Origin of the sequence: Streptococcus mitis (genome assembly GCF_000722755.1) — a bacterium.
In the GTDB taxonomy this organism is placed as follows: Bacteria; Bacillota; Bacilli; order Lactobacillales; family Streptococcaceae; genus Streptococcus; species Streptococcus mitis_CM.
Genome location: NZ_JPFY01000013.1, coordinates 439,712 through 466,410 on the forward strand (window position 1 = coordinate 439,712; position 26,699 = coordinate 466,410).

The following is a 26,699-nucleotide window of genomic DNA, read 5'->3' on the forward strand; positions in this document are numbered from 1 at the left end:
GGAGTGTTATATGAAAAGAACTATAGAAATTATTAGAACATGGTCAGCTGATAAAATTGAATTAATTTTTCTTAAAATTATATTTAAATATTTGCTGTATTTTTTAGTGTTTTCAACAGTAATGTTTTATGTTTATATTTTTAACCATTCATCGACCACTTACACAAAGGTATTAACAGTATTTCTTGTCCTTCTTGTATTGTTTATTCTTCTATCTAAATTATTACTAGATAGGGCTTTAATTGAAATTTTATTTGAGGATATCAATTTAACAAAGTATCAGGATATAGTTGCTAGAGCTGATGCAAATTCTTTAAATAGAAATGTTCAGATTCTTCCAAAATATTTGGCAAATGCAAGAGTATCCTTTTATAGAGGACACTTCCAAGATAGTTTAGAATTGCTGAATAAAATAAAAAATAGTAATCTAAAAAAATCTAAAAATCTGTACTATGTATTTCATATCAAGTATTATAGCATCCTAAACTTGCTTCATTTGAATGATTGTTTAGAATTGCAAGAATTAATGGTAGAAATTGAAGAACTAACAAGTAATGTTCAATCGCAAATTTTAAAATATCAGGAAGAAATTTTGAGTTTAAAGGCTATTGTTGATATCTATTGCAATAAAATATCAAACGACTACTTTGACATTACTGAACCAGAAAGTAAGCTAGCTCGAATCATGTTTTCTTATTACGGCGCTCTCAATGCCCAGCTAAAAGGGGATGAAGCTCGTGCCCGTAGTTTGTTTGAAAGTATCGCTCATGAAAATCCAGAACTCTTTTATGTTCAGGAAGCGAAAAAATATTTAGAATCAGTGAAATGAGAGTAATATATGAAATTAATTAAAAAATAGTAAGTAGGGCGACAGAAAACACTCTTTTACAACTTGATAGGGTTATTCTAATTTGCTTATTTTTAGTCTTGGTTGTTTATGTGATGGCAGTATTTTTAATATTTCAAAGCAATTTGGAAATATTGGGACTCATATTATTAGTTATTGACTTTTTAGTTCTCGTCTTTGTATTTTATTTAAGATTTGTATCTAGAAAAGTTATTGTTCTAGTGTTACACGATTCTATTGATCTTAAGCTATATGAAGACATGTTAAGAGTTCAATCAGAAAAATCTATTAAGCCCTTTAGGGCAACATATCGTGAGAATTACCAAATTATCCAAGGTCGAGTGGCTTATTTAAAAGGAGATTTTCAAGCTGCCAAGGAAAATATGTCCAAATATGATTTGAAAAAAATTTGGAAGAGATTCAGAACCCCTGCGTTTTTAATATCAAGCTTTGAACTATTAACAGTTTCCATTCATCTTCAAGATGCGCAAGATATTGCTTTCTTTGAGGAACAATTGTCCAAGGCACCAGATTTTAAAGGAGGCAAAGCTACACTTGTTGCTCAAGCCCAAGCCATAAAAGATATTGTGTTCAATAAAGAAGTGAACGACTACTTTAACATTACTGAGCCAGAAAGTAAGCTAGCTCGAATCATGTTTTCTTATTACGGCGCTCTCAATGCCCAATTAAAAGGAGATGAAGCTCGTGCCCGAAGTTTGTTTGAAAGTATCGCCCATGAAAATCCAGAACTCTTTTATGTTCAGGAAGCGAAGAGCTATTTAGAAAGATAAAACTGATATAAGTTCTTACCGTACGTCACCTATGTGAAAGAACATAACCAGGTCAAACAAGACTACGCAACAGTTAAAACTACTAATGAGACGGGGGTAAGAACGATAGATCATCTCACTCAAATTTTTAATACAACTGGTGAGGTAGTTAGTGGTACTTTTAATACAACTGGTGAGGTAGTTGGTATTGCTTTTAATTGGGTTGTAGAGCATCCTAAGGAAGTAGTAATTGGAGTTGTAGTAGCTACTGCATTCTTCTTTGGCGGGGACTTGTCACAGCTGGAGGTGCTTTACTAGCTTATTTAGCTAGTTTGTTTGTATAAATTAGTTTGTAATTTTTTATAGGAGTTTTTTATGTTAGATAATATTTCTAAGAATATCTCGAATTGGTCATCAATTCGAATCTGCAGTATACTGGAGGTTTTTATTTTATTTTATCTACGTTGGACAATTATTGCAACAGCACTTAGTTTATTATTCGTAAAATCAACCGTCGTTACTACATTATTGCTCATATTTCTAACATTACTGACTATTATCGTTGTAATAACTCATTTTTTAGTAAATCACGTTGCAGAAGTTATTTTATACGAGCAAGTGAATTTTATAAAATATATTTCTCTTTTAACTGAAACTTATGAAAGGCGGCCTGATAATAAAACAGGGAATTTAAATGCCTTAAATCTGGGTTTAGCTAGGTGTGCTTTCTATCAAGGGAATTTTAGTGAGGCAATCCAATATGCTGAACGAATAAGAGTTACAAGTTCTAAATTGAATTTGAAACGTATTTATGAACTAAACATCGTATTTATAGAATCATTATCATACCTTCATTTAAGGGAGACGGATGAAATTTCTAAACTTTTAGTTTCTTATGATTGGGAAAAAATTAAAATAATTGATAAAAATAGAATGTTGGATTTAATTGAACCAGTATCAAAAATACTTAATGGAGAAGTTACAGGCTACTTCGACACCACCGAACCAGAAAATAAGCTAGCTCGAATCATGTTTTCTTATTACGGGGCTCTCAATGCCCAGCTAAAAGGAGATGAAGCTCGTGCCCGTAGTTTGTTTGAAAGTATCGTCCATGAAAATCCAGAGCTTTTCTATGTTCAGGAAGCGAAGAAATATTTAGAATTAGTGAAATGAGAGTAATATATGAAATTGATTGAAAAAATAGTAAGTAGGGCGACAGAAAACACTCTTCTACAACTTGATAGGACTATTCTAATTTGCTCAATTATTGGACTTGTTTTGGATGTGATGGCAGTATGCTTAGTATTTCAAAGCAATTTGGAAATATTGGGATTCATATTATTAGTTATTGTCTTTTTAGTTCTCGGCTTTGTATTTTATTTAAGATTTGTATCTAGAAAAGTTATTGTTCTAGTGTTACACGATTCTATTGATCTTAAGCTCTATGTAGACATGTTAAGAGTTCAATCAGAAAAATCTATTAAGCCCTTTAGGGCAACATATCGTGAGAATTACCAAATTATCCAAGGTCGAGTGGCTTATTTAAAAGGAGATTTTCAAGCTGCCAAGGAAAATATGTCCAAATATGATTTGAAAAAAATTTGGAAGAGATTCAGAACCCCTGCGTTTTTAATATCAAGCTTTGAACTATTAACAGTTTCCATTCATCTTCAAGATGCGCAAGATATTGCTTTCTTTGAGGAACAATTGTCCAAGGCACCAGATTTTAAAGGAGGCAAAGCTACACTTGTTGCTCAAGCCCAAGCCATAAAAGATATTGTGTTCAATAAAGAAGCGAACGACTACTTCGACATTACTGAGCCAGAAAGTAAGCTAGCTCGAATCATGTTTTCTTATTACGGCGCTCTCAATGCCCAATTAAAAGGAGATGAAGCTCGTGCCCGAAGTTTGTTTGAAAGTATCGCCCATGAAAATCCAGAACTCTTTTATGTTCAGGAAGCTAGGAAGTATTTAGAAAAATGAGCTGATATAGTTTTAAAATCTGTCTAAGATAGAATATGTTGATGTAAAGTGAAAAGGGAATTAGAAAGCAAATATGAACGGTATTATCAACTTAAAAAAAGAAGCGGGGATGACCTCGCATGATGCGGTTTTTAAACTGCGTAAGATTTTGGGCACCAAGAAGATTGGCCATGGTGGGACCTTGGATCCGGATGTGGTGGGTGTTTTGCCCATTGCAGTTGGCAAGGCGACCCGCATGGTCGAATTTATGCAGGATGAGGGCAAGGTCTATGAGGGTGAAATTACTCTGGGCTATTCCACGACGACTGAGGATGCTAGCGGGGAAGTGGTCGCAGAGACACCCGTTCTGTCGCCCTTGGATGAAAAGCTTATTGATGAAGCGATTACGAATCTGACTGGACCTATTAGTCAGATTCCGCCTATGTATTCAGCTGTCAAGGTCAATGGTCGTAAGCTCTATGAGTATGCGCGTGCTGGTCAGGAAGTGGAGCGTCCAGAACGTCAGGTGACCATTTATCAATTTGAGCGAACAAGTCCGATTTCTTATGAGGGGAATCTAGCACGTTTTAGTTTTCGTGTGAAATGCAGCAAGGGGACTTACATCCGTACCTTGTCAGTTGATTTGGGAGAGAAGCTTGGTTATGCGGCTCATATGTCACATCTGACTCGAACTAGTGCAGCTGGCTTGCAACTAGAAGATGCTCTTACCTTGGAAGAAATTGCTGCAAAAGTGGAGGCTGGCCAATTAGACTTTCTCCATCCTCTAGAGATTGGGACAGGCGACCTTGTCAAAGTTTTCCTAACTCAAGAAGAGGCTACCGAGGTACGCTTTGGTCGTTTTGTCGAACTCGAACAAACAGAACAAGAATTAGCTGCCTTTGAAGATGATAAATTGTTAGCTATTCTAGAAAAACGGGACAATCTCTATAAGCCAAGGAAGGTTTTTAGCTAGTCTAACTGAGGTGTAGGGAGTGTTGTTTCCCCTAGACTATCCAAATCAGACTATAAATTTTGCAAAAAATGTGATAGAATAGACGACGGATAAAAAAACGGAGGATAGCATGCAAAATAGACCAATCATTATCGGAGTGACAGGTGGTTCTGGTGGAGGTAAGACCAGTGTTTCAAGAGCCATTTTATCGCATTTCCCTGATGAAAAGATTTCCATGATTGAGCATGATTCATATTACAAGGATCAGTCTCACTTGACCTTTGAAGAGCGTGTCAAAACCAACTATGACCATCCTTTTGCCTTTGATACAGACTTGATGATCGAGCAGATTAAGGAATTGTTGGCGGGTCGTCCGGTGGACATCCCGACTTATGACTATACAGAGCATACACGAAGTAACAAGACCTATCGTCAAGATCCTCAAGATGTCTTTATCGTTGAGGGGATTTTGGTCTTGGAGGACAAGCGTCTGCGCGATTTGATGGATATCAAGATTTTTGTGGATACGGATGATGATGTGCGCATTATTCGTCGTATTAAGCGTGATATGGAAGAGCGTGGCCGTAGCCTTGATAGCGTCATTGACCAGTACTTAGGTGTGGTTAAACCTATGTACCACCAGTTTATCGAACCAACCAAGCGTTATGCTGATATCGTCATTCCTGAGGGAGTCAGCAATACAGTGGCTATCGACCTGTTGACGACCAAGATTGCTAAGATTTTGGAAGAAGCTCGAAACAGCAAATAATCAGATGTGGAGGCCTTGCCTCCTTTTTCTATTTTTCCCTCATAATGGTACATAAATGGAGATTTTTAGGCATATTTTTGGTATAATAATACCCATGAAAGAGCAAGAAAATGAATAGTAGGTGGAGATGGAAAAGTATTTATCGGTAACAACTTTGACCAAGTATCTGAAAATGAAATTCGATAAAGACCCTTACTTGGAACGGGTCTATTTAACTGGTCAAGTTTCCAATTTTCGTAAACGACCTACTCACCAATATTTCTCCCTAAAAGATGACCATGCAGTTATTCAAGCGACCATCTGGTCTGGGATTTATCAGAAATTAGGCTTCGACCTAGAAGAAGGAATGAAAATTAATGTGATTGGGCGCGTGCAGGTCTATGAGCCAAGTGGAAGCTACTCCATCATCATTGAAAAGGCAGAGCCTGATGGGGTTGGGGCGCTTGCGATTCAGTTTGAACAACTCAAGAAAAAATTGGCAGAAGAAGGCCTGTTTCAAGAACGCTTTAAGCAACCTCTGCCCCAATTTTCTAAGAGAATTGGTGTAGTAACCAGTCGCAGTGGAGCCGTGATTCGAGATATTATCACGACCGTCAGCAGGCGATTTCCAGGTATCGATATCTTACTTTATCCAACTAAGGTTCAAGGAGATGGAGCAGCGGAAGAAATTGCTCGAAATATTGCGCGTGCCAATCAACGGGACGATTTGGATTTGCTGATTATTGGTCGTGGTGGTGGTTCCATAGAGGATCTCTGGGCCTTTAACGAAGAAATTGTGGTACGAGCTATTTTTGAATCTCGTTTGCCAGTTATCTCTAGTGTGGGGCATGAGACGGATGTGACCTTGGCAGATTTTGTGGCAGATCGACGCGCTGCGACGCCGACAGCGGCAGCTGAACTGGCAACACCTGTGACCAAGTTGGATCTATTAGCTCATTTGCAAAATCAGGAAAAGCGGATGGCAACAGCAGTCCGAAATGTCCTATTTAAGAAACAAGAAGCTTTGAAAAAATGCAGTCAGTCTGTTATCTTTAGACAACCAGAACGTTTGTATGATAGCTATTTGCAACGCTTGGATCAACTGCAACTGCACTTAAAACAAAGTTTGCGAACACGGATTTCTGATAACAAACAGACAGTACAAGCAAGGACGCATCGACTGGTACAATTATCACCCGTTACCAAAATCCAACGCTATCAAGACCGTCTAGGTCAGTTGGACAAGCTTCTCCGTAGCCAAATGGCTCTGGTTTATGATGCCAAAGTTGCTGAGGTCAAGAGATTATCAGAAGCCTTACTGATGTTGGATACCAGTCGAATCGTGGCGCGTGGCTATGCAATTGTCAAAAAAGAAGAGTCCGTTGTAGATTCGGTTGAGAATTTAAAGATAACAGACCAAGTGACGCTTTTGATGCGAGATGGTCAAGTAGAATTAGAGGTTAAAGATGTCAAAACAAAAGAAATTTGAGGAAAATCTAGCAGAACTGGAGACCATTGTCCAAAGTTTGGAAAATGGTGAAATTGCTCTGGAAGATGCGATTGCGGCCTTTCAAAAGGGCATGGTCTTGTCAAAAGAGCTCCAAGCGACGCTGGACAAGGCTGAAAAGACCTTGGTCAAGGTTATGCAAGAAGACGGAACAGAAAGTGATTTTGAATGAAAAAGCAAGAAAAATTAGCTCTTGTTGAGTCGGCTTTGGAAGACTTTTATGGATACCAGCAGTTTGCCTCTAGTTTGCGTGAGTCTGTTCTCTATTCCATTCATGCTGGTGGCAAGCGTATTCGACCTTTTCTCTTGTTAGAAGTTTTGGAAGCCTTGCAGGTCGCTATTAAACCTGCTCACGCGCAGGTGGCTGCGGCCTTGGAAATGATTCATACAGGGAGCTTGATTCATGATGATCTTCCTGCCATGGATGATGATGATTATCGTCGAGGGCGTTTGACCAATCATAAGAAATTTGGCGAAGCAATGGCGATATTGGCAGGAGATGCCTTGTTTCTAGATCCTTACGCCTTGATAGCGCAGGCAGATTTGCCAAGTCAGATCAAGGTGGACTTGATTGCCAACTTATCTCTTGCTTCAGGAAGTTTGGGCATGGTGGCAGGGCAGGTTTTGGACATGGAAGGCGAACACCAGCATTTGTCTCTGGAAGAACTCCAGACTATTCATGCTAATAAGACTGGGAAGTTACTAGCCTATCCCTTCCAAGCAGCTGCTATTATAGCCGAATTGGCTCCTGAAATACAGGCAAAGCTGAAAACTATTGGGGAATTGATTGGGCTTGCTTTTCAAGTTCGAGATGATGTGTTAGATGTGACAGCTAGTTTTGAGGAAATCGGTAAGACACCACAAAAGGACCTACAGGCAGAAAAATCAACCTATCCAGCCTTGTTGGGCTTGGAAGAGGCTATTGCCTTTTGTAACCAAACTCTGGATCAAGCTAATGTAAAATTAGAAGAAATTGCCCAACAGATTCCCTTTGAGATAGAATCGATTGTAAGAGTAGTAGAAAGTTTGAGAATCAATGGCTAAGGAAAGAGTGGATGTACTAGCTTATAAACAGGGCTTGTTTGAAACGCGAGAACAAGCCAAGCGCGGTGTCATGGCTGGTCTAGTCGTAGCAGTCCTGAATGGAGAACGGTTTGATAAACCAGGAGAGAAAATTTCCGATGACACTGAGCTGAAACTCAAGGGTGAAAAACTCAAGTATGTCAGTAGAGGTGGCTTAAAGTTAGAAAAAGCCTTACAAATCTTTGATGTTTCTGTAGATGGTTCAACAACCATAGATATTGGTGCCTCTACTGGAGGATTTACCGATGTCATGTTGCAAAATGGAGCTAAACTTGTTTACGCAGTGGATGTTGGGACCAATCAGTTGGCTTGGAAACTACGCCAGGACCCAAGAGTTGTCAGCATGGAGCAGTTCAATTTCCGCTATGCTGAAAAGACTGATTTCGAGCAGGAACCGAGCTTTGCCAGCATTGACGTGAGTTTCATTTCCCTCAGTCTGATTTTGCCAGCCTTGCACCGAGTATTAGCTGATCAAGGTCAGGTCGTGGCTTTGGTTAAGCCTCAGTTTGAAGCAGGACGTGAGCAGATTGGAAAAAATGGAATTATTCGAGATGCCAAGGTCCATCAACATGTCCTTGAATCTGTCACAGCTATGGCAGTAAAGGAAGGCTTTTCAGTCCTTGGATTGGACTTTTCTCCCATCCAAGGCGGTCATGGAAATATTGAGTTTTTAGCATATTTGAAAAAAGAAGAGTCAGCAAGCAATCAGGTTCTTGCTGAAATTGAAGAAGTAGTAGAGAGGGCGCATAGTCAATTTAAAAATGAATAAAAAAGAGAGACTTGAAAAAATTAGACGATTTGTGACAGATTATCAAATCGGCACACAAGAAGAAATCGTAGAACATTTGAAAGAAGCAGGTATCACTGCCACTCAAGCGACGGTATCACGAGATATCAAAGAACTAGGTATTGTCAAAATTCCTTTGAGAGACAACACCTATGTCTATGAATTGCCAAAATCAATCGTAAAAAGTTTGCAACTGGCTGAAGACAATATTGAGTCAGCTGAATTGATGGATAAGATGATCAATCTCCAAGTCATCCCAGGAAATACAGCTTTTGTAAAAGCTCAGTTAACCGAGACTTTTGCGGACAAGATTTTTAGCTGTTTAGCTGATGATAGCTCGATTTTAGTCATTGCCAGAAGTGAAAGTCTAGCTGAGGAAATCTTTGAACAAGTAAAAAATTGGTAGGTCTATATGTTACTTGAAATTTCGATAAAAAACTTTGCCATTATTGAGGCTATTTCCCTCAATTTTGAAAAGGGGATGACTGTCCTGACTGGTGAAACGGGTGCAGGGAAGTCGATTATCATTGATGCCATGAATATGATGTTGGGAGCTCGTGCGACGACAGATGTTATTCGTCATGGTGCGCCAAAGGCAGAGATTGAGGGGCTATTCTCCGTTGAAAATAGTCGCCTTTTGCAGGAAATTTTTGATGAGCAAGGTTTGGAAATGGGGGATGAAATTATCATCCGTCGAGAAATCTTGCAAAATGGTCGGAGTATCAGCCGAGTCAATGGCCAGATGGTCAATCTGTCTGTTTTGCGTGCTATTGGGCAACATCTGGTTGATATTCATGGTCAACATGACCAAGAGGAGTTAATGCGTCCCCAACTGCATATCCAGATGTTGGATGAATTCGGTAATACAGCTTTTTGGGACTTAAAAGAAACCTATCAAACGAGTTTTGATGCCTATCGTAAAATGCGTAAGCAGGTTCTGGAAGTCAAGAAAAACCAACAGGAACATAAGGCACGTATTGAAATGTTGGAATTTCAAATGGCAGAGATTGAGGCGGCAAACTTGCAGGCTGGAGAAGATTTGGCTCTTAATCAAGAGCGTGATAAACTGTTCAACCATAAAAATATTGCGGATACACTGACCAATGCCTACAGCATGTTGGACAATGAAGACTTTTCAAGTCTGGCCAATGTTCGTTCAGCCATGAATGACATGGAAAGTGTCGAAGAGTATGACCCGGAATATCGTGAAATTTCAAGCTCACTATCTGAGACCTACTATGTCTTAGAAGACATTAGCAAACGTTTGGAAGCTATTATAGAGGACCTTGATTTTGACGGCAATCGTCTCATGCAGGTTGAGAATCGTTTGGATCTCCTTCATACTATTACCCGTAAGTACGGTGGGACTGTTGATGATGTCTTGCTTTATTTTGCCAAGATTACGGAAGAATACAATCTCTTGACAGGAAACAACCTTTCATCTGAGGACATGGAAGCAGAGCTTAAGAAGTTAGAAGTCAATCTTGTCGATTTGGCAGGTCAGCTTGCCTCTGCTCGTCATGATTTGGCTCAGCAGCTCGAAGCTGAGATTAAACAAGAACTGCAAGACCTCTATATGGAAAAAGCCCAGTTTCAAGTTCGTTTTAGCAAGGGCAAATTCAGTCGTGAGGGAAATGAAATGGTCGAATTTTACATTTCAACCAACCCTGGCGAAGACTTTAAACCCTTGGTTAAGGTTGCGTCTGGTGGGGAATTATCTCGTCTCATGCTAGCCATTAAGTCTGCCTTTTCTCGTAAAGAGGGCAAGACAAGTATTGTCTTTGATGAAGTGGATACAGGAGTTTCAGGTCGTGTAGCTCAGGCTATTGCGCAGAAGATTCACAAGATTGGCCAACATGGTCAGGTTCTGGCTATTTCTCATTTGCCACAAGTGATTGCGATTGCGGATTATCAATTCTTTATTGAGAAGATTAGCAATGACCATTCAACGGTTTCGACTGTTCGTCTCTTAACGGTTGAAGAACGAGTGGAGGAAGTTGCTAAGATGTTGGCAGGTGATGATGTGACGGAAGCAGCCCTGACGCAAGCCAGAGAATTGTTGAGAAACAGGGAGAAATAAGATGACAGACTATTATGTAATTGGAGATGTTCACGGAAAAGCTGGGATGCTGGAAGACCTTCTCAAAACATGGGATGGTCAGACCCAGTTGCTCTTTCTAGGGGATTTGATTGACCGTGGTGAAGATAGTCGCCGTGTCCTTGAAATGGTCAAGGACTTGGTCGATAATCAAGGGGCGATCTGTTTGTCAGGAAATCACGAGTATATGTTTTTGACTTGGCTAGATGACCCAGAAGAAAGTTATGACCATTATCGTCGCAATGGTGGAGATACAACCATTAACTCTATCCTAGGTCGTCCCTTGGATGCACCAGTTGATGGGGTAGAAGATGCCAAGCGGGTTACCACTGAAGCGGCAGACTTGGTCGAATTTATTCGTCAAATGCCGTTTGTGGTAGAGACAGATAAGTATATCTTTGTTCACGCAGGTATTGATTTGACCTTAGACGACTGGCATGAAACCACAGATTACAAGAAAGTCTGGCTTAGAAAACCATTCCACGAAGCCGAAAATCATACTGGGAAAACTATTGTCTTTGGTCACACACCAGTTTATGGTTTGTTGAATCAAGACCGAGGTACAGCTGAGCTTTGGACTACAGAAGATGGCAAGATTGGGATGGATGGAGGAGCTGTCTATGGTGGTGTCCTTCACGGGATTGTCTTTACAGACCAAGGAATGACAGAACACCACTTTATCGAAAATGACGGCTTTGTCGCTGAAGATTAGTACTCCTAACAGGGTATGGTCTTGTCAAAATGTCAAAAACAATTTATAATAAATAGATACCCTGAAAGGAAGAGAATCATGAACTTAGAAGAATTGAAAAAACGACAGGAGAAGATCCGTAACTTCTCTATTATCGCCCATATTGACCACGGGAAATCAACTCTAGCAGACCGCATTTTGGAAAAGACAGAGACAGTATCCAGTCGTGAAATGCAGGCCCAACTTTTGGATAGCATGGATTTAGAACGGGAACGTGGGATTACCATTAAACTTAATGCCATCGAGCTGAATTATACTGCAAAAGATGGGGAAACTTATATTTTCCACTTGATAGACACACCGGGGCACGTTGACTTTACCTATGAAGTTTCACGTTCGCTAGCTGCCTGTGAGGGAGCGATTTTGGTGGTTGATGCTGCTCAAGGGATTGAGGCCCAAACCCTTGCCAACGTTTATCTGGCCTTGGACAATGATTTGGAAATCATGCCCGTTATTAACAAAATTGACCTACCAGCTGCAGATCCTGAGCGCGTGCGTAGAGAGATTGAAGATGTCATTGGTTTGGATGCTAGTGAAGCAGTTTTGGCTTCTGCCAAGGCTGGAATCGGTATTGAAGAAATTCTTGAGCAAATCGTAGAAAAAGTGCCAGCTCCAACAGGTGATGTGACGGCGCCACTTAAGGCCTTGATTTTCGACTCTGTTTACGATGCTTACCGTGGGGTTATCCTCCAAGTGCGTGTCATGGATGGGGTGGTCAAACCTGGCGATAAGATTCAGCTTATGAGCAATGGCAAGACTTTTGATGTAACTGAGGTTGGAATTTTCACTCCTAAGGCAGTTGGTCGTGATTTCCTTGCGACTGGTGACGTTGGTTATATTGCGGCTTCTATTAAGACGGTTCAGGATACTCGTGTGGGTGATACTGTTACCTTGGCAACCAATCCTGCAACAGAGCCATTACATGGTTACAAACAGATGAATCCTATGGTTTTTGCGGGTCTATATCCTATCGAGTCAAACAAGTACAATGACCTCCGTGAAGCCCTTGAAAAATTGCAACTGAATGATGCTAGTCTTCAGTTTGAACCAGAAACATCTCAGGCCCTTGGATTTGGTTTCCGTTGTGGATTTCTTGGACTTCTCCATATGGATGTTATCCAAGAACGTTTGGAACGTGAGTTCAACATCGACCTCATCATGACAGCTCCATCTGTTATCTATAAGGTTAATTTGACCGACGGTGAGTCTATGGATGTGTCCAACCCGTCTGAATTCCCAGATCCAACTAAGATTGCGACCATTGAGGAACCTTATGTTAAGGCGCAAATCATGGTACCACAGGAGTTCGTAGGAGCAGTAATGGAGCTAGCTCAGCGTAAGCGTGGGGACTTTGTGACTATGGACTATATCGATGATAACCGTGTTAATGTCATCTATCAAATTCCACTTGCTGAAATCGTCTTTGACTTCTTTGATAAGCTTAAGTCTTCGACACGTGGTTATGCAAGCTTTGACTACGAATTGTCAGAATATCGTCCGTCTAAGCTGGTCAAAATGGATATCCTTCTCAATGGAGACAAGGTGGATGCCCTTAGCTTTATCGTTCACAAGGATTTTGCCTACGAACGTGGAAAACTCATCGTTGATAAGCTCAAGAAAATCATCCCTCGTCAACAATTTGAAGTACCAATCCAAGCAGCTATTGGACACAAGATTGTCGCTCGTACTGATATCAAGGCCCTTCGTAAGAACGTGCTTGCTAAATGTTATGGTGGTGACGTTTCTCGTAAGCGTAAACTGCTTGAAAAACAAAAAGCTGGTAAAAAACGCATGAAAGCTATCGGATCAGTAGAAGTTCCACAAGAAGCCTTCCTCAGCGTCTTGAGTATGGATGAAGAATAATGATTCTATATAAAACTCTTGAAATACATTCAAGAGTTTTATATTTTTAGTTAAAAATTGTAACTTAACTCCATTTATGGTAGAGTAACATATGGAGGTTATATGGAATACTAAAAGTTATTATGACTAGGAAAATTTTAAATAAAATTGATAAAGAACTGGGGCAGAAAATGAATTAGAATAATGATTCTATTTTACCGCTTGGATCTATAATTGTTAGTAAAGAAGGGGCGATTCCTTTAACTTATGATGAAAGTATTAGAAGAAAAACAAATTAAAACTGAAAAGTTATATGGTTTTACTCGATATTTATTAATTGAAATAAATAATGGTTACGGGTTACTGGATTGTGAATCTACGACTTGTTTTGGTTATTTTTATAAAATTTATAAGATTGATTTTGATTTATTTTATAAGATAAAAAAGCAATCTGAGGATAAGCGAGAAGATATAACAAAAAATATAAAATTAGGTAGATTTTTCATGCTACCGATAATGATAGTGATTTTTTTCATTCTTTTAATAGAATTTATTGGCTTTAATAAATTTAATCTTGTTTTATCTCATAGCTTTACGTATTTTATCTTTTCTGCATTACCTGTTATATTATCAGTATTATTTCGCTTGGGCTATTCTTATAAGCAAAAACTGATGATTAATAAAATTTTTATATTAGAAAATTCTCGTCATTACCATGTAGTTGAAAAGTTTAGTAATTTTAAATTAAAAAATTGGCTTCTCCTAATTATAAATGTGGTTATTGCCAGTTCTTTACTTATTTATATTTATGTATATGGTAATTTAATTGTTATGTTTTTTACGACGATATATCTATATTTATTAACTTTTAGTAAGAATATACGATTGAGTCAAGCAAATACAATGAATATTAAAATATTTGTTGAAAAAGGATATTCGGAAAGTGATTCAATGTTATTATAGAATTCAATAATTGGATAGATAGATATTCGATACGACTTAGTCAGTTTTCATAATCAAGAGTATATTCTATATTATCAAATCCAATGTTTGAACTAAAATTGGAAAAAATTCTTATATTTTATTTGTTTTTATTAAAAATTGTAAATTGACTCCATTTATGGTAGAGTAACATATGGAGGTTATTATGAAAAAAATTTTACTTTTAGCATCTATTTTGCTTACAAGTGTCACGTTAGTGGCATGTTCAAATAAGAGTCAAACAGAATCTAGCACGAATGTGATTACTAGTTCTTCAAGTAGCCAGGAAGGGTCTACCCCGACGACTACAAGTTCTGATAAGAAGACTGAAGAAACACAGGTTATTGGTTCTGATGAGTATGGGTTCGTTAAAGTACCAAAGTCTTGGATTAAGTTCAATGAAGTACAGGGAGGCAATGATATTCAATATTCAGACGGTACGGATGTCAATATTGTCACCTTGAATACTTTTAAAGCAGAACAATTTGGTATTCCTGATAATGAATTTCAAAAACTTGAAACAGTTCGTATTTCTGATAGTATTTTTACTTCAAAAGAAAGTAATCCAGAATTCACTAAAGTTTGGGGTTCTAAGTCAACTATTGGAGGTTATGAAGCCTATGTAGTTAACGCAATTTCTAAGTCTGGAAAATACATCATTACATGGATTTTTAAATCTAGTGATGGTAAGTTCAGATATGTTGCTTTAGAAGGGACTCCAGAAACATTAAAAAATCTACTTCCCATGATTGAAGAGAGTTGGACAATTCAAAAATAATTATTAAAGCAGGATTGGTATCCTGTTTTTTTGTTTAAGTCATTAAAAACCGATTTAAATGTTTGTTTTAAATGTTTGTTTTGGTTATAAAGATAAAAAATAAACAAAACAATCAAAAAAAGGACAAAAAACAACAAAAAATATTGACAACGATTTCATATAGTGTTATACTTATAGCATAAAGTTAATGGAAAGAAGGGAAAACCTTATGGGATTAGATCATTTCTTTGACAAAAACCTTGTGTTTTGCTTAGAAGCGGATAATCAAGAACATCTCTTTGATCAGGTCGCAACTTTATTGGAAGAACGAGAAATCGTGACTCCGACCTATCGTGAAGCCCTGATCACGCGTGAAAAGTCATTTCCAACTGGCTTAGATATGGAATTTTTGGGTAAGGATTTGCCGAATGTGGCTATTCCTCACACAGATATTGTTCATAATCTTGCCGAAAAAGTTGTGGTAGTTCGATTAGAAAAACCAGTGACTTTCCACAATATGATTGCGCCAGATAAGGAAGTAGAAGTATCCTTACTCTTCTTTATCATTAATAACTCAAGTTCAAGCCAAACGAACATTCTTGCTCAGTTGATGGACTTCTTTACTGGAAATGGTCATCTTGAAGACCTATCAAAAATTTCTGAACCAGAAGCTATCTATGCTTATATTGCTGAAGCAATTGCTTAATCTTGTCTATTAAAAATATTAAATCGGAGGAAATCCATATGATTAAAATTCTTGCTGCCTGCGGTGCAGGTGTTAACTCAAGCCACCAAATTAAAAGTGCTCTTGAAGAAGAACTTTCAAACCGCGGTTTCGATGTTCACTGTGATGCGGTAATGGTCAAAGACGTTAATGAAGACCTTATCAAAGGTTATGACATCTTCACACCAATTGCTGCGACAGACCTTGGTTTTGACCCAGGTATTCCAGTTATCGAAGCTGGACCAATCTTATTCCGTATCCCAGCAATGAGTGCTCCAGTATTTGACAATATTGAAGCAGCTATCAAAGAACACGGATTAAGCTAATTTTAATTTGTTAACATTCATATAACTATAAAAAGGGAGGAACTATTATGGATGTCATTATCGAACTAGCCAATAAGCTGTTCAAACCTATCTTGGATATGGGTGGACCAATCATCATGCTGATCATTTTGACAGTATTGGCTCTACTTTTTGGAGTGAAATTCTCCAAAGCGCTTGAAGGTGGTATCAAACTTGCCATCGCTCTTACAGGTATCGGTGCCATCATCGGTATGTTAAATGGTGCTTTCTCAGCATCACTTGCAAAATTCGTTGAAAACACTGGTATTCAATTGAACATCACCGACGTTGGTTGGGCACCACTTGCTACAATCACTTGGGGATCTGCTTGGACACTTTACTTCTTGCTCATCATGTTGATTGTCAACGTAGTGATGCTTGCTATGAAGAAAACTGACACACTTGACGTCGATATCTTCGATATCTGGCACTTGTCTATCACAGGTCTGTTGATTAAATGGTATGCTGACAACAATGGAGTTAGTCAAGGGGTTTCTCTCTTCATCGCGACTGCAGCAGTTGTCCTTGTAGGTGTTCTTAAAATTATCAACTCTGACTTGATGAAACCTACATTTGATGACCTTCTTAACGCACCAAGTTCATCTCCAATGACTTCAACTCACATGAACTACATGATGAACCCAGTTATCATGGTTTTGGATAAGATTTTTGAAAAATTCTTCCCAGGTCTTGATAAATATGACTTTGACGCTGCTAAATTGAATAAAAAAATTGGTTTCTGGGGATCTAAATTCTTCATCGGTTTCATTCTTGGTATCGTAATCGGTTTGATGGGTACTCCACATCCGGTTGAAGGACTTAAAGATGCAGCAAACTGGCAAGAAGTTATCAAAGGTTGGTTGTCTCTTGGTTTGACAGCCGGTGTAGCTTTGGAACTCTTCTCACTTATCGGTTCATGGTTCATTGCTGCCGTAGAACCACTTTCACAAGGTATTACAAACGTTGCTACTAAACGTTTGGAAGGACGTAAGTTTAACATCGGTCTAGACTGGCCATTCATCGCTGGTCGTGCTGAAATCTGGGCTTGTGCAAACGTACTTGCACCAATTATGTTGATTGAAGCTGTGCTTCTTTCAAACGTCGGAAATGGTATCTTGCCACTTGCAGGTATCATCGCTATGGGTGTTACTCCAGCTCTCTTGGTTGTAACACGTGGTAAATTGCTCCGTATGATTATCTTCGGAACACTCTTGTTGCCACTCTTCCTTCTTTCAGGTACACTTATCGCGCCATTTGCAACAGAACTTGCTAAAGGTGTAGGTGCCTTCCCAGAAGGTGTGAGCCAAACTCAATTGATCACTCACTCAACTCTTGAAGGACCAATCGAAAAACTTCTTGGTTGGACAATTGGTAACACTACAACTGGTGATATCAAAGCAATCCTTGGTGCTGTAGCCTTCCTTGTATTCTATATCGGTATCTTTGCATGGTACAGAAAACAAATGATCAAACGTAACGAAGAGTACGCAGCAAAAGCAAAATAATGCGCTCCTATAAAATGTAAATTGTTGAAACTAGGTTGTCATACCATTAGGAGTGACAGCCTAGTTTTTTATAAACTATCAAGAAATCGGAGAAAATAATGGTAATTGAATTAAAATCAGAACAATTAAGAGTTCAATTTAACAGTTTTGGTGGGGCTCTTTCTTCTATAAAAGATGCTGAGGGACTTGAGTATTTGTGGCAAGGGGATGCTACTTATTGGAGTGGACAAGCTCCTGTTCTCTTTCCCATTTGTGGTTCATTGAGAGAGGATACAGCCGTCTATATAGATGAGAAGGGGCAGGAAAGTAAAGGAAACATTCCTCGTCATGGTTTGGTTCGTAAGAAAGAATTTGAATTAGTTGAACAGACAGACAAGAGTGTAACTTTTGCAATTGAAGACGATGAGAATAGCTATCAAAATTATCCTTATCATTTTCGCCTAGAGATCACCTATACCCTTTCTGCCAAAACAGTACGAACTCAATACAAAATATTTAATAAAGAAACTAGTAAGGTCATGCCTTACTTTATTGGTGGACATCCAGGATTTAATTGTCCTCTACTAGATGATGAAGTCTATGAAGATTACTATTTAGAGTTTGAGAAAGAAGAGACTTGCTCTGTTCCACGTCCTTTCCCAGAAACGGGTATGCTGGATTTTCAAGATAGAAGCCCATGGCTAGAGGGGCAAAAAGAAATCGATCTTAGTTATGATCTTTTCAGCACAGATGCGGTTACCTTAGATGAATTGCAATCTAGAACAATTGCCCTTCGTTCTCGTAAACATGATAAGGGATTGAAAGTGCACTTTGAAGAGTTTCCAAACCTTATTATCTGGTCAACTTTGAATAAAGGTCCTTTCATTGCTTTTGAACCTTGGTCTGGCTTGTCAACATCACTTGAAGAAGGAGATCATCTAGAAGATAAGAAGAATGTTCGTCTCCTAGAACCTGGTCAAGTGGATCAAATTGGTTTTGATATCGAAATTTTTTAGTTAAAAAAAACACAAAAACAAACACTAACTGTTGACTTTTTTAGGAAATAGGAGTATATTATGTTTGTAAGCAACAAATGATGTTTGTAACAAACAAATAATCGCTTGTTATATTCTCTTTTGTGGAGAAAGATTATTTCTAGGAAACTGGTTTCCTAAACTTGAATAAGGTGTCATTCATCTCATTCAATCCAATTTGTCAATAAACTGCTAGAAAACTTTTTGTAGGTAAACTGCTAACTATAAAAGGTTTTACTAGCCTAGAAAAATAAAAAGGAGTATACAATATGGCTATTGTTATCGGTGCAGATGCTGCAGGTTTGAGATTGAAAGAAGTTGTGAAAGACTTCTTGGAAAAAGAAAACTTCCACGTTGTGGATGTTACAGCTGAAGGTCAAGACTTTGTTGATGTGACTCTTGCTGTTGCTGCAGAAGTAAACAAAGAAGAACAAAACCTTGGTATCGTGATTGATGCTTATGGAGCTGGTCCATTTATGGTCGCAACTAAGATCAAAGGAATGGTTGCTGCAGAAGTATCTGACGAACGTTCAGCTTATATGACTCGTGGTCACAACAACTCACGTATGATCACTATGGGTGCACAACTTGTTGGTGATGAATTGGCTAAAAACATCGCTAAAGGATTTGTTAACGGTAAATACGATGGTGGACGTCACCAAATTCGTGTCGACATGTTGAACAAAATGTGCTAATTAGATTACAGTAAGAAAGGTAAGTTAAAAATGAGAATTGCAATTGGATGTGACCACATCGTAACAGATGAAAAAATGGCGGTTTCAGAATTTTTGAAATCAAAAGGATATGAAGTCATTGACTTTGGTACATATGACCATACACGTACTCACTACCCAATCTTTGGTAAAAAAGTAGGGGAAGCTGTAACTAGCGGTCAAGCTGATCTTGGGGTATGTATCTGTGGTACTGGTGTTGGTATCAACAACGCTGTAAATAAAGTTCCAGGTGTCCGTTCTGCCTTGGTTCGTGATATGACAACAGCCCTTTATGCTAAAGAACAATTGAATGCCAATGTTATCGGTTTTGGTGGTAAGATTACTGGTGAATTGCTCATGTGTGACATCATCGAAGCTTTCATCCATGCTGAATACAAACCATCTGAAGAAAACAAGAAATTGATTGCGAAAATTGAACACGTTGAAAGTCACAATGCTCAACAAACAGACGCAAACTTCTTCACTGAATTCCTTGAAAAATGGGATCGCGGAGAATACCACGACTAAGAGGTGACCTATGATTTTAACAGTCACAATGAACCCATCCATTGATATTTCCTATCCCTTGGATGAGTTAAAGATTGATACTGTCAATCGTGTGTTGGATGTAACCAAAACGGCTGGTGGTAAGGGACTCAATGTTACCCGAGTACTTTCAGAATTTGGGGATTCAGTTCTTGCTACTGGTTTAGTGGGTGGTAAACTTGGTGAGTTTTTGGTTGAAAATATCGATAATCAAGTAAAGAAAGCTTTCTTCTCAATTCAGGGAGAAACTCGTAACTGTATCGCTATTCTTCACGGAGACAACCAAACAGAAGTTCTTGAAAAAGGTCCTGTAGTATTGGAACAGGAAGGTCAAGACTTTTTGGAACATTTCAAAAATCTTCTGGGCTCAGTTGAAGTAGTAGCTATCTCAGGTAGTCTCCCAGCTGGCCTTCCAGTTGATTACTATGCGAGCTTGGTAGAACTTGCTAATCAAGCTGGCAAGCCTGTTGTCTTGGACTGCTCTGGTGCAGCTCTTCAGGCGGTTCTTGAATCACCACATAAACCAACAGTAATCAAACCAAATAATGAGGAATTATCTCAGCTTCTTGGAAGAGAAGTTTCTGAGGATTTGGATGAATTAAAAGAAGTCCTTCAAGAACCTTTGTTTGCAGGGATTGAATGGATTATCGTTTCACTTGGTGCCAACGGTGCTTTTGCCAAACATGGTAACACCTTCTACAAGGTCGATATTCCTAGAATTCAGGTAGTCAACCCTGTCGGATCTGGAGACTCTACTGTGGCAGGAATTTCTTCAGGACTTCTTCATAAAGAATCGGATGCAGAATTACTCATCAAGGCAAATGTCCTTGGTATGCTCAATGCTCAAGAAAAAATGACTGGTCATGTCAACATGGCCAACTATCAAGCTCTATATGATCAATTAATAGTAAAAGAGGTATAAAATGGCTTTAACAGAACAAAAACGTGCACGCTTAGAAAAACTTTCTGATGAAAATGGTATCATCTCAGCTCTTGCATTTGACCAACGTGGTGCTTTGAAACGCCTCATGGCTCAACACCAAACAGAAGAACCAACTGTAGCTCAAATGGAAGAACTTAAAGTCTTGGTAGCAGATGAATTGACTAAATACGCTTCATCAATGCTTCTTGACCCTGAGTATGGACTTCCAGCAACTAAAGCTCTTGATGAAAAAGCTGGTCTTCTCCTTGCTTATGAAAAAACAGGTTATGATACAACAAGCACAAAACGCTTGCCAGACTGCTTGGATGTTTGGTCTGCAAAACGTATTAAAGAAGAAGGTGCAGATGCAGTTAAATTCTTGCTTTACTATGATGTAGATAGCTCAGACGAACTTAACCAAGAAAAACAAGCTTACATCGAACGTATCGGTTCTGAGTGTGTGGCTGAAGATATCCCATTCTTCCTTGAAATCCTTGCTTACGATGAAAAAATTGCTGACGCTGGTTCTGTAGAATATGCGAAAGTAAAACCACACAAAGTTATCGGTGCTATGAAAGTCTTCTCAGACCCACGCTTTAACATTGATGTCTTGAAAGTAGAAGTTCCTGTTAACATTAAATATGTTGAAGGATTTGCAGAAGGTGAAGTAGTTTATACACGCGAAGAAGCTGCAGCCTTCTTTAAAGCCCAAGATGAAGCAACTAACTTGCCATACATCTACTTGAGTGCTGGTGTATCAGCTAAACTCTTCCAAGATACTCTTGTATTTGCTCACGAATCAGGTGCAAACTTTAACGGAGTTCTTTGTGGCCGCGCTACATGGGCTGGATCAGTTGAAGCTTACATCAAAGATGGTGAAGCAGCAGCTCGCGAATGGCTTCGCACAACTGGTTTTGAAAACATTGATGAGCTCAATAAAGTTCTTCAAACAACAGCGACTTCATGGAAAGAACGCGTGTAAGCAAGTCCTCCTAGGTTAGGAACATGAATCTAAAAAAATTTAAAAAAGTTGTATGTAAAGGTTTACAAAATAACTTACTTGTGCTATACTTAAATCACAAGTTAATACAAGGTGAGTGTTACTAAGTAATATTAGGCATGATCGCAGGTGAATTAGAAATCGGCTGATTTTCTAGTTCATTTGTGGTCATTTTTTGTACTCATATACCTTTAAGATATAAAAGGAGGTTGACATGTATCGAATTCTAAATCCAATGAATCACAATGTCTCGCTTGTCAGAAATGATAAAGGAGAAGAAGTGATTGTGATTGGTAAGGGGATTGCATTTGGAAAGAAGAAGGGAGATTTGATTGCTGAACAGCAGGTTGAGAAAATCTTTCGGATGAAGACCGAAGAGTCCAGGGAAAACTTTATGGCTCTTCTCAAAGATGTTCCGCTAGATTTCATCACAGTGACTTATGAAATCATTGATAAGCTATCAAAGAAATATCATTATCCGATTCAAGAATATCTCTACGTAACCTTGACAGATCATATTTACTGTTCTTACCAAGCTCTAGCACAAGGAAGGTACAAGGATAGTAATCTGCCAGATATTTCTACCAAGTATCCTGTCGCTTTTCAAATCGCAAATGACGCATTTGAAATTTACCGTCAGAAGCTAGCGGATAATTTTCCTGAGGATGAAATTATTCGGATTGCTTATCATTTCATTAATGCAGAAGGTGAAAATGAAGTGGAACTTGTGGAGTCGATTGATAAGAGGAAAGAAATTCTCAAGAATGTTGAGGAAGTTCTAAATGAATATGCAATTCAACGAACTAAAGAGAATAACCATTTCTATGATCGCTTTATGATTCATTTGAATTATTTCTTGGATTATTTAGACAGATCTAGAGATGATAACCAATCACTTCTGGACATGGAAGACCATATCAAACAATCCTATCCAAAAGCGTTCGAGATTGGTTCCAAGATCTATGATGTGATTACACAACATACGGGTCTTGATTTGTATAAAAGTGAACGTGTTTATCTAGTTCTACATATCCAACGTTTATTGTCATAAAAATTTAATTAAAACTATATAAGGAGAATTCTATCATGAATAGAGAAGAAGTAACATTGTTAGGTTTTGAAATCGTAGCCTATGCTGGCGACGCTCGTTCAAAACTATTGGAAGCCTTGAAGGCTGCTGAAGCTGGTGATTTTGAAAAAGCGGACGCTCTGGTAGAGGAAGCTGGTAGCTGTATTGCAGAGGCTCACCACGCGCAAACAAGTCTATTGACTAAGGAAGCTTCTGGTGAGGACTTAGCATATAGTGTGACCATGATGCATGGTCAAGATCACTTGATGACAACTGTCTTGTTAAAAGATTTGATGCACCACTTAATCGAACTTTATAAGAGAGGAGTTAAATAATGAACAAACTAATTGCATTTATCGAGAAAGGAAAGCCTTTCTTTGAGAAATTATCTCGTAATATCTATCTTCGTGCTATTCGTGATGGTTTCATTGCAGGTATGCCTGTTATTCTCTTCTCAAGTATCTTTATCTTAATCGCCTTTGTACCAAACTCATGGGGCTTTAAATGGTCTGATGAAGTTGTAGCCTTTCTGATGAAACCTTATAGCTATTCTATGGGTATTCTGGCTCTCTTGGTAGCTGGTACAACAGCTAAGTCATTGACTGACTCAGTAAACCGTAGCATGGAGAAAACCAATCAAATCAACTATATGTCAACACTGTTAGCAGCGATTGTTGGTTTGTTGATGTTGGCAGCTGATCCTATCGAAAATGGTCTAGCTACTGGATTCTTGGGAACAAAAGGTTTGCTTTCAGCCTTCCTTGCTGCCTTTGTTACTGTAGCCATCTATAAGGTTTGTGTTAAGAACAACGTCACTATTCGTATGCCTGACGAAGTTCCACCAAATATTTCACAAGTCTTTAAAGATGTGATTCCATTCACTCTCTCAGTTGTTTCTCTTTATGCTCTTGACTTATTAGCACGTCATTTTGTTGGTGCAAGTGTGGCAGAATCAATCGGTAAATTCTTCGCACCACTCTTCTCAGCAGCAGACGGATACCTTGGTATTACCATTATCTTTGGTGCCTTTGCCTTCTTCTGGTTTGTTGGTATCCATGGTCCATCTATCGTTGAACCAGCAATCGCAGCTATTACCTATGCAAATGCCGAAGTCAACTTGAATCTCCTCCAACAAGGTATGCACGCTGACAAGATTCTTACTTCTGGTACACAAATGTTTATCGTTACCATGGGTGGTACTGGTGCGACACTGGTTGTTCCATTCATGTTCATGTGGTTAACAAAATCTAAACGTAACCGTGCAATCGGTCGTGCTTCAGTAGTTCCAACATTCTTTGGTGTAAATGAACCAATCTTGTTTGGTGCACCGCTTGTATTGAACCCGATTTTCTTCATTCCATTTATTTTTGCTCCCATCGCAAACGTTTGGATCTTTAAATTCTTCATTGAAACTCTTGGAATGAATTCATTTACTGCTAATCTACCATGGACAACTCCAGCTCCACTAGGTCTAGTTCTTGGAACCAACTTCCAAGTTCTATCATTCATTCTTGCTGCCCTTCTAATCGTGGTTGACGTAGTCATTTACTATCCATTCCTTAAAGTCTATGATGAACAAATTCTTGAAGAAGAGCGTTCAGGTAAATCTAATGATGAATTGAAAGAAAAAGTTGCTGCAAACTTCAACACTGCAAAAGCAGATGCTATTCTTGAAAAAGCTGGTGTAGAAGCAGCACAAAATACAATCACTGACGAAACAAATGTCCTTGTTCTATGTGCTGGTGGAGGTACAAGTGGTCTCCTTGCAAATGCTTTGAACAAGGCAGCTGCAGAATACAATGTTCCTGTGAAAGCAGCAGCAGGTGGCTATGGTGCTCACCGTGAAATGTTGCCAGAGTTTGATCTTGTTATCCTTGCCCCTCAAGTTGCTTCAAACTTTGAAGACATGAAAGCAGAAACTGATAAACTCGATATTAAACTTGCGAAAACAGAAGGCGCTCAATACATCAAATTAACTCGTGATGGAAAAGGTGCTCTTGCATTCGTACAAGCTCAATTCGATTAACGATAGGGACTCTGAAATAGTCTCCTATCGTTACGGAAATCGCTATGGCGAATTTCCTAATCGCCTTGTTAATTCGTCGGTAAAAAGCTATCGTTTTTACCTTCTCATGTCACAATTCGATTAACGATAGGGACTCTGAAATAGTCTCCTATCGTTACGGAAATTGCTATGTCGAATTTCCTAATCGACTTATTAATTCGTCGGTAAAAAGATATCGTTTTTACTTCCTCATGTCACAATCCGGTGACTTGGTACAAGAAGTGAGATGGAGAAGGATGGCTCACTGACTCCTCTCCTCTCACTTTTACTTTATTTAAATCAAGAAATAGGTGAAAAAATGACAAAATCATTACCAAAAGACTTTATTTTCGGTGGCGCAACAGCTGCCTATCAAGCAGAAGGCGCTACGCATACTGATGGAAAAGGACCAGTTGCTTGGGATAAATATCTTGAAGATAACTACTGGTACACTGCTGAGCCAGCCAGTGATTTTTACAATCGATACCCAGTTGACCTCAAGTTGGCAGAAGAGTATGGTGTCAATGGTATTCGAATTTCTATTGCCTGGTCACGTATTTTCCCGACTGGTTACGGTCAAGTAAATGCTAAAGGTGTTGAGTTTTATCATAATTTATTTGCAGAGTGTCACAAACGTCACGTTGAGCCCTTTGTAACTCTTCATCACTTTGACACACCAGAAGCTCTCCACTCAAATGGCGACTTCTTAAACCGTGAAAACATTGAACACTTTGTAGACTACGCGGCTTTCTGTTTTGAAGAATTCCCAGAAGTAAACTATTGGACAACCTTTAATGAAATTGGGCCAATTGGTGATGGTCAATACTTGGTTGGTAAATTCCCTCCAGGTATTCAGTACGATCTTGCCAAAGTCTTCCAATCGCACCACAATATGATGGTGTCTCATGCACGTGCAGTAAAATTGTACAAAGAGAAAGGCTATAAAGGTGAAATTGGGGTTGTTCATGCTCTGCCTACTAAGTATCCTCTAGATCCTGAAAATCCTGCAGATGTTCGTGCAGCTGAGTTGGAAGATATTATTCACAATAAATTTATCTTGGATGCAACTTATCTAGGTCGCTATTCAGCTGAAACGATAGAAGGTGTCAACCATATCTTATCAGTCAATGGTGGTAGCTTAGATCTTCGTGAAGAAGATTTCGAAGTATTAGAAGCTGCAAAAGACTTGAATGACTTCCTTGGAATCAACTACTATATGAGTGACTGGATGGAAGCCTTTGATGGAGAAACTGAAATTATCCATAATGGTAAAGGTGAAAAAGGAAGCTCTAAATACCAAATCAAAGGTGTTAGTCGTCGTGTAGCTCCGGATTATGTGCCACGTACAGACTGGGATTGGATTATCTACCCTCAAGGTTTGTATGACCAAATCATGCGCGTGAAGAAAGATTATCCGAACTACAAGAAGATTTACATCACTGAAAATGGACTTGGTTATAAAGATGAGTTCGTCGATAACACTGTTTACGATGATGGACGTATTGATTATGTGAAACAACACTTGGAAGTCTTATCTGATGCGATTGCAGATGGTGCTAATGTAAAAGGTTACTTCATTTGGTCATTAATGGATGTCTTCTCATGGTCAAATGGTTATGAAAAACGCTACGGTCTCTTCTATGTAGACTTTGAAACTCAAGAACGTTATCCTAAGAAATCAGCTCATTGGTACAAGAAAGTAGCAGAAAGTCAGATTATAGACTAGTAGAATTA

The 26,699-nt window shown here is 38.7% G+C and carries 29 protein-coding genes; all 29 read left to right on the forward strand.

All coding sequences use genetic code 11. The features are described 5' to 3' along the window. Window positions 1-10: 10 nt before the first annotated feature. The 29 genes from SK578_RS05370 (at window position 11) to lacG (ending at window position 26,691) form a co-directional block, all read left to right on the forward strand. Window positions 11-829 carry a hypothetical protein gene (locus SK578_RS05370; RefSeq protein WP_042751054.1) on the forward strand — a complete coding sequence of 273 codons (819 nt, stop codon included), beginning with the start codon at window positions 11-13 and terminating at the stop codon, window positions 827-829. 113 nt (window positions 830-942) lie between these two features. Next, window positions 943-1,638 (forward strand): hypothetical protein, encoded by a 696-nt coding sequence (locus tag SK578_RS05375; protein ID WP_235228638.1) that lies wholly within the window; start codon window positions 943-945, stop codon window positions 1,636-1,638. Window positions 1,639-1,671: 33 nt separating this feature from the next. Further along, window positions 1,672-1,935, forward strand: a complete 264-nt coding sequence (locus SK578_RS05380) for a hypothetical protein (protein WP_042751058.1) — start codon at window positions 1,672-1,674, stop codon at window positions 1,933-1,935. A gap of 57 nt (window positions 1,936-1,992) precedes the next feature. Further along, window positions 1,993-2,790, forward strand: coding sequence for a hypothetical protein (locus tag SK578_RS05385; RefSeq protein WP_042751060.1), 798 nt, complete (start codon window positions 1,993-1,995; stop codon window positions 2,788-2,790). Window positions 2,791-2,799: 9 nt separating this feature from the next. Continuing rightward, window positions 2,800-3,600, forward strand: coding sequence for a hypothetical protein (locus SK578_RS05390; RefSeq protein ID WP_042751062.1), 801 nt, complete (start codon window positions 2,800-2,802; stop codon window positions 3,598-3,600). Window positions 3,601-3,673: 73 nt separating this feature from the next. Further along, window positions 3,674-4,552 carry a tRNA pseudouridine(55) synthase TruB gene (gene truB / locus SK578_RS05395; RefSeq protein WP_042751064.1) on the forward strand — a complete coding sequence of 293 codons (879 nt, stop codon included), beginning with the start codon at window positions 3,674-3,676 and terminating at the stop codon, window positions 4,550-4,552. Window positions 4,553-4,661: 109 nt separating this feature from the next. Further along, window positions 4,662-5,300, forward strand: a complete 639-nt coding sequence (gene udk / locus SK578_RS05400) for a uridine kinase (RefSeq protein ID WP_023942600.1) — start codon at window positions 4,662-4,664, stop codon at window positions 5,298-5,300. 127 nt (window positions 5,301-5,427) lie between these two features. After that, window positions 5,428-6,768, forward strand: coding sequence for an exodeoxyribonuclease VII large subunit (xseA, locus tag SK578_RS05405; protein ID WP_042751066.1), 1,341 nt, complete (start codon window positions 5,428-5,430; stop codon window positions 6,766-6,768). Further along, window positions 6,746-6,958 carry an exodeoxyribonuclease VII small subunit gene (locus SK578_RS05410; RefSeq protein ID WP_000043226.1) on the forward strand — a complete coding sequence of 71 codons (213 nt, stop codon included), beginning with the start codon at window positions 6,746-6,748 and terminating at the stop codon, window positions 6,956-6,958. The genes xseA and SK578_RS05410 overlap by 23 nt, the downstream gene beginning before the upstream one ends. Next, window positions 6,955-7,830: a polyprenyl synthetase family protein gene (locus SK578_RS05415; protein ID WP_042751069.1), complete on the forward strand. Its 876-nt coding sequence runs from the start codon at window positions 6,955-6,957 to the stop codon at window positions 7,828-7,830. Before SK578_RS05410 ends, SK578_RS05415 begins: the two co-directional genes overlap by 4 nt. Further along, window positions 7,823-8,638, forward strand: a complete 816-nt coding sequence (locus SK578_RS05420) for a TlyA family RNA methyltransferase (RefSeq protein ID WP_042751071.1) — start codon at window positions 7,823-7,825, stop codon at window positions 8,636-8,638. The genes SK578_RS05415 and SK578_RS05420 overlap by 8 nt, the downstream gene beginning before the upstream one ends. Continuing rightward, the gene (locus SK578_RS05425) at window positions 8,631-9,062 is read left to right on the forward strand and encodes an arginine repressor (RefSeq protein WP_001034401.1); all 432 of its coding nucleotides are present in this window, start codon (window positions 8,631-8,633) and stop codon (window positions 9,060-9,062) included. Before SK578_RS05420 ends, SK578_RS05425 begins: the two co-directional genes overlap by 8 nt. A 6-nt stretch (window positions 9,063-9,068) precedes the next feature. Beyond that, window positions 9,069-10,736, forward strand: coding sequence for a DNA repair protein RecN (gene recN, locus SK578_RS05430; protein ID WP_042751074.1), 1,668 nt, complete (start codon window positions 9,069-9,071; stop codon window positions 10,734-10,736). Window position 10,737: 1 nt separating this feature from the next. Beyond that, window positions 10,738-11,466, forward strand: a complete 729-nt coding sequence (locus SK578_RS05435) for a metallophosphoesterase family protein (protein ID WP_042751076.1) — start codon at window positions 10,738-10,740, stop codon at window positions 11,464-11,466. 78 nt (window positions 11,467-11,544) lie between these two features. Then, window positions 11,545-13,368, forward strand: coding sequence for a translation elongation factor 4 (lepA, locus tag SK578_RS05440; protein ID WP_042751078.1), 1,824 nt, complete (start codon window positions 11,545-11,547; stop codon window positions 13,366-13,368). 246 nt (window positions 13,369-13,614) lie between these two features. Continuing rightward, window positions 13,615-14,310, forward strand: a complete 696-nt coding sequence (locus SK578_RS05445) for a hypothetical protein (RefSeq protein WP_042751080.1) — start codon at window positions 13,615-13,617, stop codon at window positions 14,308-14,310. A gap of 184 nt (window positions 14,311-14,494) precedes the next feature. Then, complete coding sequence (locus SK578_RS05450; RefSeq protein WP_042751082.1) at window positions 14,495-15,106, forward strand: hypothetical protein; 612 nt, start codon at window positions 14,495-14,497, stop codon at window positions 15,104-15,106. Between the two features lie 208 nt (window positions 15,107-15,314). Beyond that, window positions 15,315-15,791: a PTS sugar transporter subunit IIA gene (locus SK578_RS05455; protein ID WP_004260657.1), complete on the forward strand. Its 477-nt coding sequence runs from the start codon at window positions 15,315-15,317 to the stop codon at window positions 15,789-15,791. A 38-nt stretch (window positions 15,792-15,829) separates the two neighbouring features. Then, a complete protein-coding gene (locus tag SK578_RS05460; RefSeq protein WP_000590547.1) occupies window positions 15,830-16,135 on the forward strand; it encodes a PTS sugar transporter subunit IIB in 306 nt (101 codons plus the stop codon). A gap of 47 nt (window positions 16,136-16,182) precedes the next feature. Next, window positions 16,183-17,658, forward strand: coding sequence for a PTS galactitol transporter subunit IIC (locus SK578_RS05465; protein WP_042751083.1), 1,476 nt, complete (start codon window positions 16,183-16,185; stop codon window positions 17,656-17,658). A gap of 98 nt (window positions 17,659-17,756) precedes the next feature. Continuing rightward, a complete protein-coding gene (locus SK578_RS10575; protein ID WP_080709975.1) occupies window positions 17,757-18,653 on the forward strand; it encodes an aldose 1-epimerase family protein in 897 nt (298 codons plus the stop codon). A 287-nt stretch (window positions 18,654-18,940) separates the two neighbouring features. After that, window positions 18,941-19,366: a galactose-6-phosphate isomerase subunit LacA gene (gene lacA, locus SK578_RS05475; protein ID WP_001018896.1), complete on the forward strand. Its 426-nt coding sequence runs from the start codon at window positions 18,941-18,943 to the stop codon at window positions 19,364-19,366. 30 nt (window positions 19,367-19,396) lie between these two features. Further along, window positions 19,397-19,912 carry a galactose-6-phosphate isomerase subunit LacB gene (lacB, locus tag SK578_RS05480; protein WP_001216913.1) on the forward strand — a complete coding sequence of 172 codons (516 nt, stop codon included), beginning with the start codon at window positions 19,397-19,399 and terminating at the stop codon, window positions 19,910-19,912. Between the two features lie 10 nt (window positions 19,913-19,922). Continuing rightward, the gene (locus SK578_RS05485) at window positions 19,923-20,852 is read left to right on the forward strand and encodes a tagatose-6-phosphate kinase (protein WP_042751084.1); all 930 of its coding nucleotides are present in this window, start codon (window positions 19,923-19,925) and stop codon (window positions 20,850-20,852) included. A 1-nt stretch (window position 20,853) separates the two neighbouring features. Beyond that, window positions 20,854-21,834, forward strand: coding sequence for a tagatose-bisphosphate aldolase (gene lacD, locus SK578_RS05490; RefSeq protein ID WP_001229114.1), 981 nt, complete (start codon window positions 20,854-20,856; stop codon window positions 21,832-21,834). 232 nt (window positions 21,835-22,066) lie between these two features. Continuing rightward, window positions 22,067-22,903: a PRD domain-containing protein gene (locus tag SK578_RS05495; protein WP_042751087.1), complete on the forward strand. Its 837-nt coding sequence runs from the start codon at window positions 22,067-22,069 to the stop codon at window positions 22,901-22,903. Between the two features lie 35 nt (window positions 22,904-22,938). Further along, complete coding sequence (locus tag SK578_RS05500; protein WP_042751088.1) at window positions 22,939-23,256, forward strand: PTS lactose/cellobiose transporter subunit IIA; 318 nt, start codon at window positions 22,939-22,941, stop codon at window positions 23,254-23,256. After that, window positions 23,256-24,947: a lactose-specific PTS transporter subunit EIIC gene (locus SK578_RS05505; RefSeq protein ID WP_042751089.1), complete on the forward strand. Its 1,692-nt coding sequence runs from the start codon at window positions 23,256-23,258 to the stop codon at window positions 24,945-24,947. The genes SK578_RS05500 and SK578_RS05505 overlap by 1 nt, the downstream gene beginning before the upstream one ends. 337 nt (window positions 24,948-25,284) lie before the next feature. Continuing rightward, entirely contained in the window at window positions 25,285-26,691 is a 1,407-nt protein-coding gene (gene lacG, locus SK578_RS05510) for a 6-phospho-beta-galactosidase (RefSeq protein ID WP_042751504.1), read from the forward strand. Window positions 26,692-26,699: the final 8 nt, after the last annotated feature.